Below are 16,830 nucleotides of genomic sequence, written 5' to 3' on the forward strand. Positions count from 1 at the left end.
CGATGGTTCGTCATTACATGGTTCGCGGCCGGGTGCAGGGAGTCGGTTTCCGCTGGTTTGTGCAGCGGGAGGCGGCTGAGATCGGCCTTCGCGGATGGGTCCGGAACACGGACTCGGGCGAGGTCGAGGTGCTGGCCGCGGGCCTGGCGGACGAACTGGCGGAGCTTGAGGCTTCGCTGCGGAAGGGTTCGCGCGGGAGCCGCGTGGACCATATCGAGCAACATGACCTTGTCGACGCGGAAGGCGCGAAGCTTGGTCCATTCGAGATTGAAGGAGCCTGGTAGGACACGATGACGATGCCGATTAACTGTGAGCCGCTGAAGGAACTGATTCGGACGGTGCCTGACTTCCCGAAGCCGGGAATCCTGTTCTATGACATCACGACGCTTCTGAAGGACAAGAACGGATTCGCGCAGTTGATCGATGCGTTCGCGCAGTATTACATCGGCAAAGAGGTCGACCTGGTGCTTGGGATCGAGGCTCGCGGGTTCATTTTTGGGCCGGCTTTGGCTTATCGGCTGAATGCCGGGTTTGTTCCGGTGCGGAAGCCGAAGAAGCTGCCGGCGCCGGTTGCTCGGGTGAATTACGACCTCGAGTACGGGACCGACGCGCTGGAGATTCACCTGGATGCGATCAAGCCTGGTCAGCGGGTGATCGTGGTCGACGATCTGCTGGCGACTGGGGGGACGATGCAGGCGACGGTTCAGCTCGTTCGGCAGTTGGGCGGAGAGATCGCGGGGCTTGGATTCGCCATCGAACTCGACTTTCTGAAGGGGCGCTCGAAGCTGCAGGAGTACGATGTGTTTTCTTTACTGCATTATGACGAGTAGCCTCCTTGCCCTGACGCTTCTGCTCCACTAAGCTGAAACCATGTATGAAGACTTCACGATAGCCGATCACTGGACGGGCGAATACCTGCGCTGCATGTGGAAGGCAACCATGGTTGCCATTGCCACCCGGCATGCGGATGCGACCGATATTCGCTTCTCGGTCAACGGAAAGCCAGTCTGGATCGCCATGCCGAATCTGGCGTGGGTGGAGCAGAAGCGGCGGACGGGCTACGTCATCACCGATTACCTGGCGGCGCAGACTGCCGGACGGTATCTGAAGGGCATTATCGAGTCGGGTTACGACAACGGTCGCGAGATGTATACGATGACCGTGGATGAGGTGCTCGAGCACGCGGCGGCGGTGGTGAAGGAAGTTGGGCGGACGGATCATCTGCCTTCGCTTCCGGTGATCAACGAGGATGTGCAGCCTGAGACGCAGCTTGGGCGTTTGCCTGCGGATAATGTGGCGGCTCCGATTTCGGCGACGATGCCTTCGCATCCTTCCTCCAATATTCCTACTGCGAACTGACTCACCGCCATGTGGCGGAATTCCCGGGGAGAACTCCGCACGATGACGACTTCGAACGATTCGACCGACTGGATATCTCGCCGCAAGCTTCTCGTTTCGCTTCCAGCCGTGTTTGCGGGCTTTCGATCGATCGCGGAGGCGCAGAGGCTGCAGAAATTTCACCTGCGGAAGAAGAAGCCGGCCCCGGCGGCTCCGTCGCTGGTCTATTTCGGGACCGATACTTACCGCGGAGTCAGCAAGGGCATTTACTCGGCTCGATTCGACGCGACGACGGGGATGTTGACGGCTCCTGTGCTGGCGGTTCCGACGGTACGTCCTGCATACTTTGCGCTTGGTCCGATTCGCAACGGCAGGAGGCTCCTGTACTCGGTCGCGGAAGGCACCGACGCGGCGACTTCGTGCGTCAACAGCTTCCTGATCGATCCCAAGTCCGGTGCGCTCGAGCCTTTGAATCGCGTGTCGGCGGGTGCGCTCGGGCCTTGCTATATTTCGGTCGACTCGACGGATGAGGCGGTGTTCGTCGCGGACTATGCGGGCGGAGCGATCGCTTCGTTCCGGATTCTTCCGGATGGAAAGCTGAGCGACCCGGTGGAGACGCTCGACTTCGAGAAGGAGATTGCGCGTTTTGGGCCGCATGGTCCGAATAGTTCGCGGCAGTCTTCGCCGCATCCTCATTCGACGCTGCTTTCTCCGGATAACCGGTTCCTGGTTGTCAATGACCTGGGCGACGATGCAATCGACATTTTTCCAATCGATCCAGCGACGGCGCACATCGGGCAGATGGAGCCCCATCGGTTTACGAACAATCATCCTGGATCGGGACCGCGGCACACGGTGTTTCATCCGAACAGGCGGTGGGTTTACAGCATCAACGAACTCGATGCGACGATCGACCGGTTTCTGTGGACGATGACGCACAAGGGCGGCGACTCGCAGGCTCTTCTCGTCGATACGCAGAACTCGACGAAGCTGCTCGCGCCGGGATTTCCGGTGGAGAAGAACACGTCGGCGGAGCTGGAGATATCGCCGAACGGGTTCTTCCTCTACGCGAGCAACCGCGGCGAGGACACGCTGGTGGTGTTCTCGATCGACCAGACGAGCGGGGACCTGAAGCTGGTGCAGCGGATCCCATGCGGCGGCAAGGCTCCGCGCCACTTCACGATCGCTCCGAGCGGGAACTGGCTGATCTGCGGCAACCAGGATTCTGGCTCGGTGACGGTGTTCAAGCTGGATGACGGGACGGGGAAGCTGACGGGTCCGACCCAGACGGTGGCGCTCGATTCGCCGATGTTCACCTTGTTCGTTTAGTCGTAGTATTCTTCCTCGTCTCCCTCCTCGAAATCCTCATCCTCCAAGTCCTCTTCGTCCTTTTCTTCCACGGGCTGGAGGGTCGGGAGTTCGTGGGTTTCGGGTTCGGCGAGGATGAGACCTTCGGGCTCCTCGGTAATGCCGCGGACGACCTCGGCGGCGGGTGGCGGGTTGAGCCGGTTGACGTTCATTCCGGCAAGCTGCAGGCCGTAGAGGAGCGCGGTGGCGCGTTTGGTTTCGAGCTGGCCTACGGCTAAGGCGTTGATGACCATGGAGAGGGCAAGCTGGACGGACTCGCGGTCTTCGATGGGCGCGAGCTCAAGATGCTGGCCTGGGATGAGATAGGCGCGTGTGGCTTCGGTGTGGCGGAAACGCTGGTGGCTGGTGTGGAGGCGCTTGTGGAAGAAGCACCACGAGCTCTCGTTGAGGGAGGCTGCGCGGCAGCGGCGTCCGTTGGTGCGAATGTGGCGGCAGAGTGTGTAGACCATGATGATTTCTCCCTTGGGTCGAACTGGTTGAACGACGTTTCGAGGGGCACCCCCCCCTTCCCATTGCCCGCGTATAAGTCGAATGGCTGCAATGACTTACAGGCAGTGATCGCCTGTAAGTCATTGCAGCCATGCGGGTTACGGCTAAATATTAGTAAACAGGAGGGTTAGCGCGTTTGATAGACGCGGCTTCTCTCTCCTGCCTTGCGGCGGAGTGTGTTATGTCTCCTTGGTTTTCTTCTTTGTTTTAATTGTACGCGCGCCACCATAACTTAAAGGACACCGACTTTTCTCTTTATTTTGAATGACTTAGGCCATTCAGGGGCTTGACAAGATTTTCCCGGTCTGCGTCTTGATCCTGGGAACGGTGCTGACTCCGGCCTCTCCCTAGTTCAGCACCTCTTCCGATAGACTGAAGGTTCCTCTGACGGAACGCCGCATGCCAGCCGAGATCATCCTCCAGCAAACCCCGGACGCCGCCGCGCTTTTCGATAAGCGCGAGCAGCTTGCGGCTGTTCGCACGATGCTCGCGGAGCGCGAGGCAGAGCTTGCACAGATACGGGCGCAGCTCAAGACGTTCGAAGGGCGCTATCTCCGGCAGGTGGGGGTGTTGTATGCCGAGCTTGACGAGCTCGAGGCGCGGATCGCGGAACGAGAAGTGGCTTTGTACGACTCGGAATCGGCGCGGCGACGGGCCGAGGAGACGCGGCAGCGAGCGCAGGAGACGCGCGACGCAGCCTTCGGCGAGGCACGCGAGGCCGAGGAGTTCGACCCTCCGCCGAGTCTGAAGACACTGTTTCGTGATGTCGCCAAGCGGATTCACCCGGACTTCGCGCGGGACGAGGAGGAGTTGAAGCACTTTACGCTCTTGATGGCTCGTGCGAACCAAGCTTACAGCCGGGGCGATACGGAGATGCTGCAGCGTCTGCTGGACGATCACCGGGAGATCCATGCGTCGATCGCCGGAGAGGGCGCGGCGGCGGAGGTTCTGCGGATTGGACGGCAGATACGGCATGCTGAACGGGACATTGCGGCGCTCGACGCGGAGCGCGCAGCGCTGCTTTCCGGTGATATTGCCCAGTTGCATCTTGATGCGGAGACGGCGGCACGAGAGCATCGCGATCTTCTTACCGAGCTTGCCACCAGCCTTCTCGAACAGGTCGCGGATGCGCGGCGGCGGTTCGAGCTTATCGACCGGCAGATCAGCGCGCATGGACGATAGGGGGAAGGGCGGGCTGCAGCATATTCCCTCGGGTGCTTCCCTGGCACTCGGCGGCAATCGCTCGAGCATCATTGCGCGGGGACGTCGCGATGCGGCCAATGCGGCTTCGAACCCGCACTACCGGCAGGCTGTGATGGATTACAACGCAGGTCACTTCGCCGAGGCCGCGGCTGGCTTTCGGATGGCTGCGGAACAGGGGCATGCGGAGGCGCAGTATCTGCTCAGCACGATGTATGACGAGGGTAAGGGGCTGCCGCAGGATGGCGCCGAGGCAGCGAGGTGGGAGCGCAGGGCAGCGGAGCAGGGGCATGCGTATGCGCAAGCTAACCTGAGTTTCCGCTCCTACGCGGCAAACGACTTCGCGGAGGCGTTCGCGTGGTGCCAGCGGGCGGCTCATAGCAACCTTGCATGGGCGCAGTACAACCTCGGCCTGATGTACCGGAAGGGCGAAGGGGTTCCGCAAAGTAATGGCGAGGCGGCGCACTGGTATCGGCTGGCCGCGATGCAGGACTTTGCCGAGGCGCAGCAGAAGCTGGCCGATCTGTACTACATGGGGCTGGGGGTTGCGCGGAGTTATGCGCAGGCGGCGTCGTGGTATCGGAAGGCGGCGGAGGGGGGCAATGCCGAGGCGCAGTTTCAGCTTGGGCATCTTTACGCGACGGGGCAGGGCGTGGAGAACGACTACACGCAATCGCGGCACTGGATTCGGCAGGCGGCGCTGCAGGGGCATGAACAGGCGGTGCGCGAGCTCAAGCGGCGGGAGTATCGGGATCCGTAAAGAAGGATGCCGGATGTGGACGATGGGAGGGTGATGAGCTTGTGTGCCCACGCTCACGAGAGCATCGCATTCGCCGTCAGATATGGAACTGCCTTTATCGTTACCGGAACCTGGAAGGACGCATGATGCGCCTCGTACTTCTGCTTGTGTTGTTGAACCCGTTTTGTGTCGGCCTCGGCACCGCGCAGACGGTGAGAGATTTTCAAGTTGCAACGGTGAAGCCAAGCGCACCGGAGACGGAAAGGTACACGCAGATCCGGGGGAACAAGTTCGCCGCTGGTGGGATTACGGTTCAGGAGCTGCTGCTGTATGCGTACAGCGTGCATCCGAGCCAGATTGTCGGCGGTCCGGATTGGCTTCGGAGCGAGAAGTTCGATGTGCTTGCCGATCCTGAGACGGAGAAGCGCCCGTCGTCGGAGGAGATGAAGGCGATGGTCGGGCGGCTGCTCGGCGACCGGTTTCACCTGGTGCTGCGGCGGGAGAAGCGAGAGCTGCCGGTGTACGCTCTCGTACGCACAAGCAAGGAGATCAAGTTCACCAGGGATGACGGGGAAGCGAAGGGCCTTCCCACGGCGACGGGCGGGTTCGAACCTCCGGGGACGCTGGCGGTGCGCAACGGGACGCTGGCGAATCTTGCTGCTTTTCTGCAACGCTTCGCGACGAGTGATATTACCCGCCCGGTGGTCGACCAGACGGGGATAGCCGGACACTTCGATTTCGATCTGCGCTACACGCCGGTGAGCTCTCAGTTCAAAGCCCAGGGTGCGGACGGGGAGGTGGAGGCGGGTTCGCCGCCCGGGTTGTTCACGGCGATCCAGGAGCAACTCGGCTTGAAGCTTGAGGCGACTCGAGCCGATGTGGATGTCTTGCGGGTCGAATCCATCCTGCAGCCTACGGAAAACTGATTCGAGGTGAGGCCGCCGTGCGGTGGGTCGTGCGCGGGATAAAATCGGGATGTGAAGACTCCGATCCTTGCTGCAAATCTCCTGGTGTTGCCGATGTTGCTTGCTTTAACGGGCTGTGAGAAGCCCACGGTGGATGTCCCTTCGTCTGTGACGACGATTGGGCAGGTGACGCCGGTTGCGGTGCATGTGCGGGATCCGCATGGGGTGAGCAAGTTTACGGCTACGCTGACGCAGAATGGCGCGGAGTACAAGGCGTTTGAACTGGCGGCTCCGTCGAAGGCGGCGGATACCGCGGTCAGCTTCGAGATTGGGGCAAAGACGACTCCGCAGTTGAAAGACGGCTCGGCGAAGCTTGTGCTTGAGGCGACTTCGGGCGGGTTGATGCATGAGAAGACGCGGGTGGAGCGTGACGTGAATGTGGTCACGCAGCCGCCGTCGGTGAGCGCGGACTCGGAGCAGCACTATTTGTATTTGGGCATGGCGGACCTGGCTACGTTGAATGTGACGGGTGCGTCCACGTCGGCGGGTGTGCGGGTTGGGGATCAGACGTTCCGGGCGTGGCCCATGCCGGGTGGGAAGCCGGGGATGTTCTCGCTGTTTGCGTTTGCGTGGAATATGCCGCAGGGGACGACGCCTGTGGTGTTTGCTTCGAATGGGGCGAACGAGGTTTCGACACCACTCACGGTCATCTTCCCGAAGAAGGAGCAGCCGGTTTATACGCAGCACGAGATACAGGTCTCGGACCAGTTTATGCAGAAGGTTCTTGGGGAGCTTGATCCGGGTGGTTCGGGCGATCCCGTGGAGCGGTTCGTGAAGGTGAACACGGAGATGCGCAAGTCGAATAACAGGACGCTGGCCGATCTCCGGCTGAAGACTGCGGATAGCTTCCTTTGGCATCAGCCCTTTATTCGGCAGGCGCACTCGCAGGCGGAGGCGACGTTCGCCGATGTGCGGAGCTATATGTATCACGGCAAGAAGATCGATCAGCAGGTCCATCTTGGGTACGATCTTGCGGTGACGCAGCATGTGGGTGTCGAGGCTTCGAATGACGGCAAGGTGGTGTGGGCGGCTCCGCTTGGGATCTATGGAAACTGCGTTGTGCTCGACCATGGGTATGGCCTGCAGACGATCTATGGACACATGAGCCGGATCGATGTGCATGAGGGCGACATGGTGAAGCGGAGCCAGGTGATGGGGTTGAGCGGCATGACCGGAATGGCGGGGGGCGACCACATTCATTTTGCGATGCAGCTGGATGGGGTGCAGATCGATCCGAAGGAGTGGTGGGATGAGCACTGGATCAAGGACCATGTGCTGAAGCGGGTGGATGTGGCTGGGTTCGAGAAGTAGGGACGGCTGAAGGCGAACGGATATCACGCTACATCCTTCGAGTTATTTGCAAGACGGCGTGAACTCGGCACTATGGTCTCCACAGGGAACGCACGGCAGTTCCGCATTTCAAAATGGCAGAGGGTGAAGGCGGGCATCGTGTGCCTGCTGTTCCTCCATGTCAGCGGGGGCACACGATGCACGTGATCGCACCGAATACATGTGGCGCATGCAAGGGCGGGCATGAACAACCTTTCCCATTCAGCATGGCTTTTCAGCCGATCGTCGATGTAAACGCGGAGGAAGTGTTCGCGTATGAAGCGCTCGTCCGGGGACCGGAAGGCCAGTCGGCTGGATCTGTTCTTGGACAGGTCACGGCGGAGAACCGGTATGCCTTCGACCAGGGCTGCCGTGTGCAGGCGATCACACTCGCGGCAAAGCTTGGGCTGGTGGATACGGGCGCGCGTCTCTCGATCAACTTCATGCCGGGCGCTGTGTATAGCGCGTCCGCCTGCATCCAGTTGACGCTGAAGACGGCACGGCAGGTGAACTTTCCCGCAGAGCGGCTGATCTTCGAATTTGTCGAGTCGGAGGAGGTGGTCGATCCTAGTCACCTGCTCGGCATTATCGAGGAGTACCGGCGGCGCGGCTTCCTGGTTGCGCTGGATGACTTCGGCGCGGGCTTCTCGGGGTTGAATCTGCTGGCCGATCTTCCGACGGATGTGATCAAGCTCGATATGGCTCTTACGCGCAACATCGCGCGGCGGCCCGCGGCGCACGCTATCGTTCGGAGCATGGTGGACCTGGCGAAGACGCTTGGGAGCTACCTTGTCGCTGAAGGTGTGGAGACGTTGGAGGAGTACGAGGCGCTTCGCGATTGCGGGATCCACCTGATGCAGGGTTATCTCTTCGCAAAGCCCGCCTTTGAGGCTCTTCCAGAGTTCACGCTTCCACGGGTGCTCAAAACCGAAACGGCCTATCGCATTCCGTCCACACCACGGGAATTGCCGGGGGTGCTTGCCTGAGGCGGCAGGGTTGCCGATGCTCTTCGCCGGGGGCAATCACGTTGAGCCGTTGTGGTAGTTTTGAGCGTCGGAAGAAGACTCTCGAAGGATGCGCTCAACGTGAACTGTAAAGAGAAACTGATGTCCTGCCGCTGGATGATGCTGGCTCTGCTCGCTATTTTGGCTCCGTCGTACTATCTCGGATCGGCACAGGCCGCGGGAAAGGTGACTCAGGAGACGGCTCCGGTTCCGCTGGTTGCCGCGCCGAAGGGGGATCCGGTGGTTGGGGCGGATGGGTCGGCTGTGTTCTCGCTCGATTTGCCGAATGCGAAGGACGTGAAGCTTACCCTTGAGGGTGGCGCGGCTCCGATGCCGATGGTGAAGGATGACGCGGGGCGTTGGACGGTCACCGTTCCACATCTCGATCCGGAGTACTACTCGTATAACTTCGTCGTGGATGGGGTGAGTTTTACCGACCCGCATAACACGATGGTGAAGACGAGCGCGTTCAGCGTGCAGAGCGTCTTCCTGGTGCCGGGGGGCAAGCCGTGGGAGATCGCGGATGTGCCGCATGGCGAGGTGCATCATCATCTGTATCACTCGGCGATCGTGCAGGCGGATAGCGAATACTACGTCTACACACCGCCCGGGTTCGATGCCGGTTCGAAGAAGACGTATCCGGTGCTTTACCTGCTGCACGGGTATAGCGACGATGCGAGTGCGTGGACATCGATGGCGCGGGCGAACCTGATCCTGGATAACCTGATGGCGGCGGGGAAGGCGAAGCCGATGATCGTGGTGATGCCGCTGGGCTACGGCAACATGGAGATGATCACGCGGGGATGGGCGGCGTGGCGGGATCCGGGGCTGCCGCGGGATAACTTCCAGAAGTTTGGCGAGGCGCTGTTTCGCGAGGTGATGCCTCGGGTGCAGAAGGAGTATCCGCTGTCGTCCAAGCGGGAAGAGCATGCGATTGCGGGGCTCTCGATGGGTGGGGCGGAGAGCCTGCTGGTCGGGCTTGGGCACACGGAGGAGTTCGCGTATGTCGGAGGGTTCAGCGCGGGTGGGATTGGGAGCGGGCCGTTCGACGCGGAGTTTCCGGCGATTACTCCGGCGACCGGTGCGGCGGTCAATGGAAAGCTGAAGCTGCTTTGGATATCGTGCGGGACAGACGATGGACTTTATGGGCCGAACCAGAAGCTGGTGGCGTGGCTGAAGGAACGAAATGTAACGCCGAAGGTAACGTATACGCCGGGCCGGCATGTGTGGATGGTCTGGCGGGATAACCTGAGCAACTTTGTGCCGTTGTTGTTCCAGTAGGTGTGAGGCAACGGCAACAGAAGACGCAGATTCCCTTCGGGAATGACAGCCAGAGAGGCAATGGCAGGGGCAGTGAGCGCTAGACGGCGGCGGCTAGTTCCATGTGGCTGCTGTAGATGGCTTCCGTGGGCGAGGCGGCGGTGCTGCCGCGGCTGTATTGTCTCGGGGAGCAGCCCATGCAGCGTTTGAATGCCTTGCCGAAGGCGCTCTCGGACTCGTAGCCGAGGGAGAGAGCGATCTCGGAGATGGAGTCGGGGGAGCTGGTCAGCTTGTCTCCGGCGAGCATCATGCGCCAGCGGGTGAGGTACTCCATGGGGGTCTTGCCGACGGTCTCCTTGAACCTCAACGCGAAGATGGAGCGTGACATGCCGACGCGTTCGGCGAGCTCCTGCAGGGTCCATTGGCGGCCGGGAGCGTCGTGCATGCAGGTGATGGCGATGCTCATCTGCTTGTCGGCGAGAGCGAAGAGCCAGCCGACGCCGCCTCGTGCGCCCTCGGCAAGATGCAGGCGGAGAGCCTGCACGAGCATCATGTAAGCGAGTTGCTGCGCGATGAGCGTGCCTCCGGGCTGCGGGTTTCGCAGCTCTTCGCTCATGCGATCGAGCGACCAGCGCATGGCGGCTTTGTCGGACTCCTTGCGGATATGCACGATGGGTGGGAGGGTTTGCAGAAGCATGCCGGCCTGGCTGCCTTCGAGGAGGAAGTGTCCCCCGGCGATGTAGCGGTCGCCGGGCGCGTTCCGCCGGACCATGCTGCCGCTTTTCAGTGCCTCGAGGATGACGGTGAAATCGACCGGGGTGAGGGAGAGGTCGGTCGTGAGGCAGAACGGGAGACCGCGCGGCAAGAGGAAGCAGTCTCCCGCGGCGAGGAGCACGGGGCCGGGAACGCCTTCCACCACGAGCCAGCACTGGCCGGCGATCATGGCGTAGCACTTGATGCCCTGATGCCTGGGGAAGCGGATCGCGAGGTCGCTCGTCACTTCGAACGCGCCGGAGTTATAGCTGCGGGGTTTCAAGAGCGAGAGGACGTCTGAGAGTGGGTCCATTCTTGTTGTTCTTCCTGGATTAGCCTTCGGACGATCAGACCAATGGTACGGACTTTCAGTATAGATCGTATTGTTTTGTATCCCATCCAGGTTCGGGACGGATAGAAGGCAGTGCGCGATCCCACATCTCAAAATGCGAGATGCGGGGCACCCGCGATTGGAGTGGGCTGGATGCAGGGGCGCGTGTATGCTTTTCGCATGTTCAGGCGCCTTATTTCAAATGCTGCCTTCCTGCTGGCTGTGAGCTTCCCTGGTTTTGACGCCGTGGCGCAGACTCAGAGGTCGATTGCACCTCCCCCGGTGGCCCCGGTGCGGCCGGTGACGGATACATACTTCGGGCAGCAGGTGGTCGATCCCTACCGGTATCTCGAGGACCAGAAGTCCCCTGAGGTCGTGGCTTTCATGAAGGGGCAGGCGGACTATACGCGGGCTGTGCTGGACAGCATTCCAGGACGCAAGGCGTTCGCGGACGAGATGTCGCGCTACATGAATGCCGAAGAGGCGGCGATCACGGACGTCAAGGTGGCCGGACCGTATCTGTTCTATCGGAAACGCAAGCGCGGGGAGAACCAGGCGAGCCTCTATGTGCGCATGGGCGGCGGAACGGAGCGCATGCTCCTGGATCTGCCGAAGCTTTCGACGGCGACGACTCATGTGTCGCTGGACGACTACTCTCCCGCGGATGATGGCAGGCTTGTGAGCGTCGATCTTTCGCCGGGCGGGTCGGAGGAGAAGACGGCTCATCTGTACGAGACGGCGAGCGGGCGGGAGTTGCCGGAGAAGCTTGAGCGTACGGAGGGTGGCGTGTTTTCCGCGGATGACAAGATCTACTTTTACCTTCAGCTTGAGAAGCTTGGTCCGGACGCACCGCCGACGGACAAGTACCGCAGGGTGATGGTGCATCAGCATGTTCTCGGTACGCCGGTCGAGCAGGATGTAACGGTGATCGGGCGGGGAGTCTCGCCGGACATCGATGTTCCGGAGTACTCGTTCCCGTTTGCCGCGACAGTTCCGGGATCGAGGTTCGCCTTCGCGCTGGTGACGCCCGGAGTCGATCCATACGGCTCGGTCTATGTTGGGCCGCCATCCGCGCTGACGACACACACGGGTTGGCGCAAGGTAGCCGATCATGACGACAAGGTGACGGATGAGGCGCTGCATGGGGACGATCTTTACCTGGTCAGTTTCGATGGGACGCTGAACGGCAAGATCCTTCGCGTGGATGCAGGGCATCCGGATCTGAAGAAGGCCGAGGTTGTGCTGCCAGGGAGCGACCTGGTGCTGAGCGGAGGGTTTATCGGCTCGAACGTGCTGCATGCGGCCCAGGACGGGCTCTATATTGAATGCCTGCAGAACGGGATCGGGCGGGTGTTGCGCCTGCCGTATGGCGCGGGGCCGAAGGCGGTGATGCTTCCTCTGCCGCTGAAGGAGCATGCCGACGCCGTGGCGACGGCGTTGTCGGCTCCGGGAGCGGTGATCGACCTGACGAGCTGGACGGAGCCGGGGGATGGGTTTCGGTACGATCCGAAGACAGCCACGCTGACGGCGATGCACCTGAAGGTTCCGAACGGGATCGATCCGACCGACCTGGTGTCGGAAGAGCTGACGATCAAGGGTCTGGACGGGACGCCTCTGCCGCTTTCGATCGTGTACAAGAAGGGGCTCGTGCGGGACGGAAAAGCTCCTCTGGCGATGATCGGGTACGGGGCCTATGGAGATGCGTTTACGCCGGGCTTCAGCCGACGCAACATGGCGTGGCTTGAACGCGGAGGCGTGCTGGCGATCGCGCATGTGCGGGGCGGGGGGGAGCTTGGCGAGGGTTGGCACCTGGCGGGGAAGAAGCTGACCAAGCCGAATACCTGGCGGGATTTTATTGCGTCGGCGCAGTACCTGATCGATGCGAAGTACACGTCGAAGGAGAGGCTTGGGATCTGGAGCCAGTCGGCGGGTGGGGTTTTGATTGGGCGGTCGATTACGGAGCGGCCGGATCTGTTCGCGGCGGCGGTGGACGGGGTTCCTTGCTCGGATATGCTGCGCGAAGAGACGGGGGCTAACGGGCCGGCCAATATTCCCGAGTTTGGCTCGGTGAAGGAAGAGGATGGGTTCAAGGCGCTGCGGGAGATGGCGGCGTATGAGCATGTCTTGCCGGGCACGAAGTATCCGGCGACGCTGGTGACGGCGGGCGCGAACGATCCGCGGGTGGATCCGTGGGAGGGGGCGAAGATGGCCTCGCGTCTGCAGGCCGCGAATGGCGGGACGAAGCCGATTCTGTTCCGAGTGAACTATGACGCGGGGCACGGGATTACGGACACCGTCGCGCAGCAGGTATCGGACTGGACGGATATCTTTACGTTCTTTCTTTGGAACTTCGGGGATGCTGGGTTTCAGCCTATGGTGGTGGCAGGGGCCGAAGGACACGGGCGATGAAGGAAATCCGAGTGGGCGGGCTATAGATTCTTATCGAATTTTCTCTTGTCTTAGGAGACGGGCGAGGCTATATGTCTCGGTATGCGTCGCGTCCTTCTTCTCGCGTTCTTCGTGACTCTGGCGGTGTCCGCGCGGGCGGAGTTCTACGTGCCGGACCGGGAGTATCGCTGTCCGCCGAGTGACCACGGGTGTAAGAGCCCGCATGGGCTCTCCTCGTTCGAGGAGCATACGACGGCGAAAGGGAACCCGTTCACGATCAACTTTGTCGAATACAACGACGCGGGACAGCCCTGGAACCATGTCGAGCTGACGGACGCGCTGGATCAGGTGAAAAAGGCCACCGGTCCAAAGGGCGACCAGTCCGCCATCGTGATGATCTATATCCACGGATGGGAGAACAACGCGGACGAAGTGCCGGGCGATTGCCAGGATGTATGCCACTTCCGGGACACGCTGCTGACACGGCTTGCGGATGAGCAGGGGGCGGCGGCCAGGCCGCTGAAGGTCGTCGGGATCTATCTCGCGTGGAGAGGACTTACGTTTACGGTCGAACCGTTCAAGCATGTCTTTAGCTATTGGCCGCGGCGAGGGGTGGCCCGGCATGTCGGGCAAACCGGAATGTATCAGGCGCTGACGGAGATTGAAGCCGCCGCCAAGCCGCAACGGGATCAGTATGTTCTTGTCGTCGCGGGGCATTCTTTCGGGGCGAGGGTTCTTGAGAATGCGGCGGAGACCAAGGATTCCAAGCATACGGGTTTCATGCGGGTCTATCGAACCAATGTGCAGCGGTACGCCCAGATGCGGAGATCGCAGAGTATGACCGCCCAGGCGGAGGCATTGACCCTGAACAGCGATCTTCCCGTCGACCTGATCTTCTATGTGAATGCGGCAACGGCTTCGACGGTCTCCCGCGAGACGATCAAGGAGACGCAGAGCACCTGCGCGGCGGAGCCTCAGGCCCCGATCTGCGGAGCGAACCCGTTTTACCTCGCTGTGACGTCTCACGCCGACCTGGCAACGGGAATCATTATGCCGATCGCGAATTTTGTCTTTCCGGCGTTGACGTCGGATCATCTTCGCCTGATCTCGGCGGCGAACACGTGGTCGCTGCACACGCATGCGGACCCTGTGCCGGGTTGCGGACAGGACGCCGCCATCTGTTTCTCAGTCGGCAGTGGCACGGCTGCGGTGATGAAATCGGTGCATGCGATCCCGGGGCGGACCCAGATTCCGGGAGACGACAAGAGACCGTTCTGGATCTTCAATGTGGGCAAGGATGTGATCAAGGATCATTGCGATGTCTGGAACGATTCGGTGACGGATCTGGTGACGCACGTGATCGTAGGCAAGGTGCAGCGGAAGGGGCTGTCGAACTAAGTTGCGGCTTCCGCTCAGCGCGGCTACATTGGGTGCGTAAGTCGGAGGGTGTGATGAAGAAGCTTGCGCCGGTGGAGGCTGCAACTGCGCTGATCGATGGGAGGATCAAGGAGCTTGGCGACTGGCGGGGGGAGATGCTGGCCAGGGTGCGGGGCATCATTCGGGCGGCGGACGCTGAGGTCGTGGAAGAGTGGAAGTGGCGGGGGGTTCCGGTGTGGTCGCACGGCGGGATTATCTGCACGGGCGAGACGTACAAACAGGTGGTGAAGCTGACCTTTGCGAAGGGAGCGGCGTTGGCGGATCCTTCGGGGCTCTTCAATTCGAGTCTTGAGGGGAATGTTCGACGGGCTATCGATATTCGTGAGGGGGAAGCGGTGAGCGAGGGGGCTTTGACGGAGCTTGTTCGGGCTGCGGTGGGGCTGAATCTGAAAGGGAAGAGCAAGGCAAAGGTGGGGCGGGCAAAGGCAACGACAGACGCAGATTCCCTTCGGGAATGACAACCAGAGAGGCAACGGCGGCGAGTGGATTGCTTACCCTCCCACCCTAACCGACGATGAGGCTGTCGGTGAGGGTGGGGCACGCGGATGCTGGTGGTCGCGAGTTACTCGGCGTGGTAGTTGGGGGCTTCGCGGGTGATGACGACGTCGTGGACGTGGGATTCGCGGAGGCCGGCGTTCGAGATGCGGATGAAGCGGGCGTTTTGCTGGAGCTCCTCGATGGTGCCGCAGCCGAGGTAACCCATGCCGGAGCGGAGGCCGCCGACGAGCTGGTAGACCATGGCTTCGAGAGGTCCGCGATGGGGGACGCGGCCTTCGATGCCTTCGGGGACGAACTTGGCGAGGCGGTTCTGACTTGTGGTCTCACGGGCGGTCAGGCTTGGACGCTCGCTCATGGCGATCTCGTTCATGTCGTCCTTGCCCTGGAAGTAGCGCTCGCCCGAGCCCTGGGCCATGGCAGAGAGCGAGCCCATGCCGCGGTATGCCTTGAAGGATCGGCCCTGGTAGAGGATGGTCTCGCCCGGGCTCTCGTCGACTCCGGCAAAGAGGGAGCCCATCATGACGACGCTTGCTCCGGCGGCGATGGCCTTGGTGACGTCTCCGGAGTACTTGATGCCGCCGTCGGCGATGATGGGGATGCCGCGTTCCTGCGAGGCGCGGTAAGCCTCGGAGATGGCGGTGATCTGGGGCATGCCGGCGCCGGTGACCATGCGGGTGGTGCAGATGGATCCGGGGCCGATGCCTACCTTGACGGCGTCGGCGCCTGCGTCCATGAGGGCGATGGCGCCTTCATAGGTGGCGATGTTTCCGGCAAGCAGGTCGATGTGGGGGAAGGCCTTCTTGCACTCGGCGACGGCTTCGAGGACGCGCGAGGAGTGGCCATGGGCGGAGTCGATGGCGAGGGCGTCGACGCGGGCCTCGATGAGGGCGGCGGCGCGTTCGAGGAAGTCACCCGTGGCCCCGATGGCCCCGGCGACGCGGAGGCGGCCCTGGGCGTCCTTGCTGGCGTTGGGGTACTTGAGCTTCTTCTGGATGTCCTTGACGGTGATGAGGCCCTTGAGCTCGTACTGGTCGTTGACGACGAGGAGCTTTTCGACGCGGTGCTCGTGGAGGATGGTCTCGGCTTCTTCGAGGGTGGTGCCGACGGGGACGGTGATGAGGTTCTTCTTGGTCATCACGTCGTCGATGAGGATGGTGGTGTCGTTGACGAAGCGGAGGTCGCGGTTGGTGAGGATGCCGACGAGCTTGCGGTCACGCGTGACGGGGATGCCGGAGATCTTGAAGCGGCGCATGACCTCGAGGGCGGCGGCGATGGGGCGGTCGGGGGAGATCGTGACGGGGTCGACGATCATGCCGGACTCGGAGCGCTTGACCTTGTCGATTTCGCCGGCCTGCTGCTCGATGGTGAGGTTGCGGTGCACGACGCCCATGCCGCCCTGCTGGGCCATGGCGATGGCGAGGCGGGATTCGGTGACGGTGTCCATGGCGGCGGACATGAGGGGGGTGGTGAGGGTGATGTTTTTGGTCAGTTGGGTCTGGGTGCTGACCTGGGTCGGGATGACGTCGGAATAGGCGGGAACGAGGAGGACGTCGTCAAAGGTGAGGGCTTCGGGGATGCTGGCGAGGATCATAGGTGGTCTTTTGGACTTCGATTTCTGCGGGCCGGGCTGTTTTGACTGGGTTTAGGCCGTTTGGATTTGTTCGATTGTAGGGACGCGGCCGGTTTGGGGCAACTTTGTGTATCGGATTTTGATGGAGCCTCGCGCCATTT

16 protein-coding genes are annotated in these 16,830 nt (G+C 61.6%); 13 read left to right on the forward strand and 3 right to left on the reverse strand.

Features of this window, described 5'->3' with window-relative positions; all coding sequences use genetic code 11:
• Window positions 1–2 precede the first annotated feature (2 nt).
• Genes GRAN_RS11595 through GRAN_RS11610 form a run of 4 tightly spaced genes read left to right on the forward strand, consistent with a single transcriptional unit; the run spans window position 3 to window position 2,667 of the window.
• Complete coding sequence (locus GRAN_RS11595) at window positions 3–284, forward strand: acylphosphatase (RefSeq protein WP_128913216.1); 282 nt, start codon at window positions 3–5, stop codon at window positions 282–284.
• A gap of 6 nt (window positions 285–290) precedes the next feature.
• Entirely contained in the window at window positions 291–830 is a 540-nt protein-coding gene (locus GRAN_RS11600; protein ID WP_128913217.1) for an adenine phosphoribosyltransferase, read from the forward strand.
• 40 nt (window positions 831–870) lie between these two features.
• Complete coding sequence (locus GRAN_RS11605; RefSeq protein ID WP_128913218.1) at window positions 871–1,359, forward strand: hypothetical protein; 489 nt, start codon at window positions 871–873, stop codon at window positions 1,357–1,359.
• 42 nt (window positions 1,360–1,401) lie between these two features.
• The gene (locus GRAN_RS11610; protein ID WP_161570943.1) at window positions 1,402–2,667 is read left to right on the forward strand and encodes a lactonase family protein; all 1,266 of its coding nucleotides are present in this window, start codon (window positions 1,402–1,404) and stop codon (window positions 2,665–2,667) included.
• Here the strand turns inward: GRAN_RS11610 and GRAN_RS11615 are convergent.
• Window positions 2,664–3,155 (reverse strand): hypothetical protein, encoded by a 492-nt coding sequence (locus GRAN_RS11615; protein ID WP_128913220.1) that lies wholly within the window; start codon window positions 3,153–3,155, stop codon window positions 2,664–2,666. The genes GRAN_RS11610 and GRAN_RS11615 overlap by 4 nt on opposite strands.
• 439 nt (window positions 3,156–3,594) lie before the next feature.
• Between GRAN_RS11615 and GRAN_RS11620 the strand changes: the two genes are divergently transcribed.
• The 6 genes from GRAN_RS11620 to GRAN_RS11645 all read left to right on the forward strand — a co-directional run bounded on the left by GRAN_RS11620 (window position 3,595) and on the right by GRAN_RS11645 (window position 9,713).
• Entirely contained in the window at window positions 3,595–4,377 is a 783-nt protein-coding gene (locus tag GRAN_RS11620) for a coiled-coil domain-containing protein (protein WP_128913221.1), read from the forward strand.
• Complete coding sequence (locus tag GRAN_RS11625) at window positions 4,367–5,155, forward strand: tetratricopeptide repeat protein (RefSeq protein WP_128913222.1); 789 nt, start codon at window positions 4,367–4,369, stop codon at window positions 5,153–5,155. The genes GRAN_RS11620 and GRAN_RS11625 overlap by 11 nt, the downstream gene beginning before the upstream one ends.
• A 122-nt stretch (window positions 5,156–5,277) precedes the next feature.
• Window positions 5,278–6,060, forward strand: a complete 783-nt coding sequence (locus GRAN_RS11630) for a TIGR03435 family protein (protein WP_128913223.1) — start codon at window positions 5,278–5,280, stop codon at window positions 6,058–6,060.
• Window positions 6,061–6,111: 51 nt separating this feature from the next.
• Complete coding sequence (locus GRAN_RS11635; RefSeq protein ID WP_128913224.1) at window positions 6,112–7,410, forward strand: M23 family metallopeptidase; 1,299 nt, start codon at window positions 6,112–6,114, stop codon at window positions 7,408–7,410.
• Between the two features lie 245 nt (window positions 7,411–7,655).
• Window positions 7,656–8,414, forward strand: coding sequence for an EAL domain-containing protein (locus GRAN_RS11640; protein ID WP_241654519.1), 759 nt, complete (start codon window positions 7,656–7,658; stop codon window positions 8,412–8,414).
• 120 nt (window positions 8,415–8,534) lie between these two features.
• Complete coding sequence (locus GRAN_RS11645) at window positions 8,535–9,713, forward strand: alpha/beta hydrolase (protein ID WP_128913226.1); 1,179 nt, start codon at window positions 8,535–8,537, stop codon at window positions 9,711–9,713.
• A gap of 79 nt (window positions 9,714–9,792) precedes the next feature.
• Here GRAN_RS11645 and GRAN_RS11650 read toward each other — a convergent pair whose 3' ends face one another.
• Window positions 9,793–10,758: an AraC family transcriptional regulator gene (locus GRAN_RS11650; protein ID WP_128913227.1), complete on the reverse strand. Its 966-nt coding sequence runs from the start codon at window positions 10,756–10,758 to the stop codon at window positions 9,793–9,795.
• Between the two features lie 171 nt (window positions 10,759–10,929).
• Between GRAN_RS11650 and GRAN_RS11655 the strand changes: the two genes are divergently transcribed.
• From GRAN_RS11655 to GRAN_RS11665, 3 genes are all read left to right on the forward strand, one after another.
• The gene (locus tag GRAN_RS11655) at window positions 10,930–13,185 is read left to right on the forward strand and encodes a prolyl oligopeptidase family serine peptidase (protein ID WP_128913228.1); all 2,256 of its coding nucleotides are present in this window, start codon (window positions 10,930–10,932) and stop codon (window positions 13,183–13,185) included.
• An 81-nt stretch (window positions 13,186–13,266) separates the two neighbouring features.
• Window positions 13,267–14,562: a hypothetical protein gene (locus tag GRAN_RS11660; RefSeq protein ID WP_128913229.1), complete on the forward strand. Its 1,296-nt coding sequence runs from the start codon at window positions 13,267–13,269 to the stop codon at window positions 14,560–14,562.
• A gap of 53 nt (window positions 14,563–14,615) precedes the next feature.
• Window positions 14,616–15,059: a DUF1801 domain-containing protein gene (locus GRAN_RS11665; RefSeq protein WP_128913230.1), complete on the forward strand. Its 444-nt coding sequence runs from the start codon at window positions 14,616–14,618 to the stop codon at window positions 15,057–15,059.
• 104 nt (window positions 15,060–15,163) lie between these two features.
• On the opposite strand, the gene guaB is transcribed toward GRAN_RS11665, so the two are convergent.
• On the reverse strand, window positions 15,164–16,690 hold the full coding sequence (gene guaB, locus GRAN_RS11670; protein ID WP_128913231.1) for an IMP dehydrogenase: 1,527 nt from the start codon (window positions 16,688–16,690) through the stop codon (window positions 15,164–15,166).
• Between the last annotated feature and the right edge of the window lie 140 nt (window positions 16,691–16,830).

Origin of the sequence: Granulicella sibirica (genome assembly GCF_004115155.1) — a bacterium.
Classification (GTDB): domain Bacteria; phylum Acidobacteriota; class Terriglobia; order Terriglobales; family Acidobacteriaceae; genus Edaphobacter; species Edaphobacter sibiricus.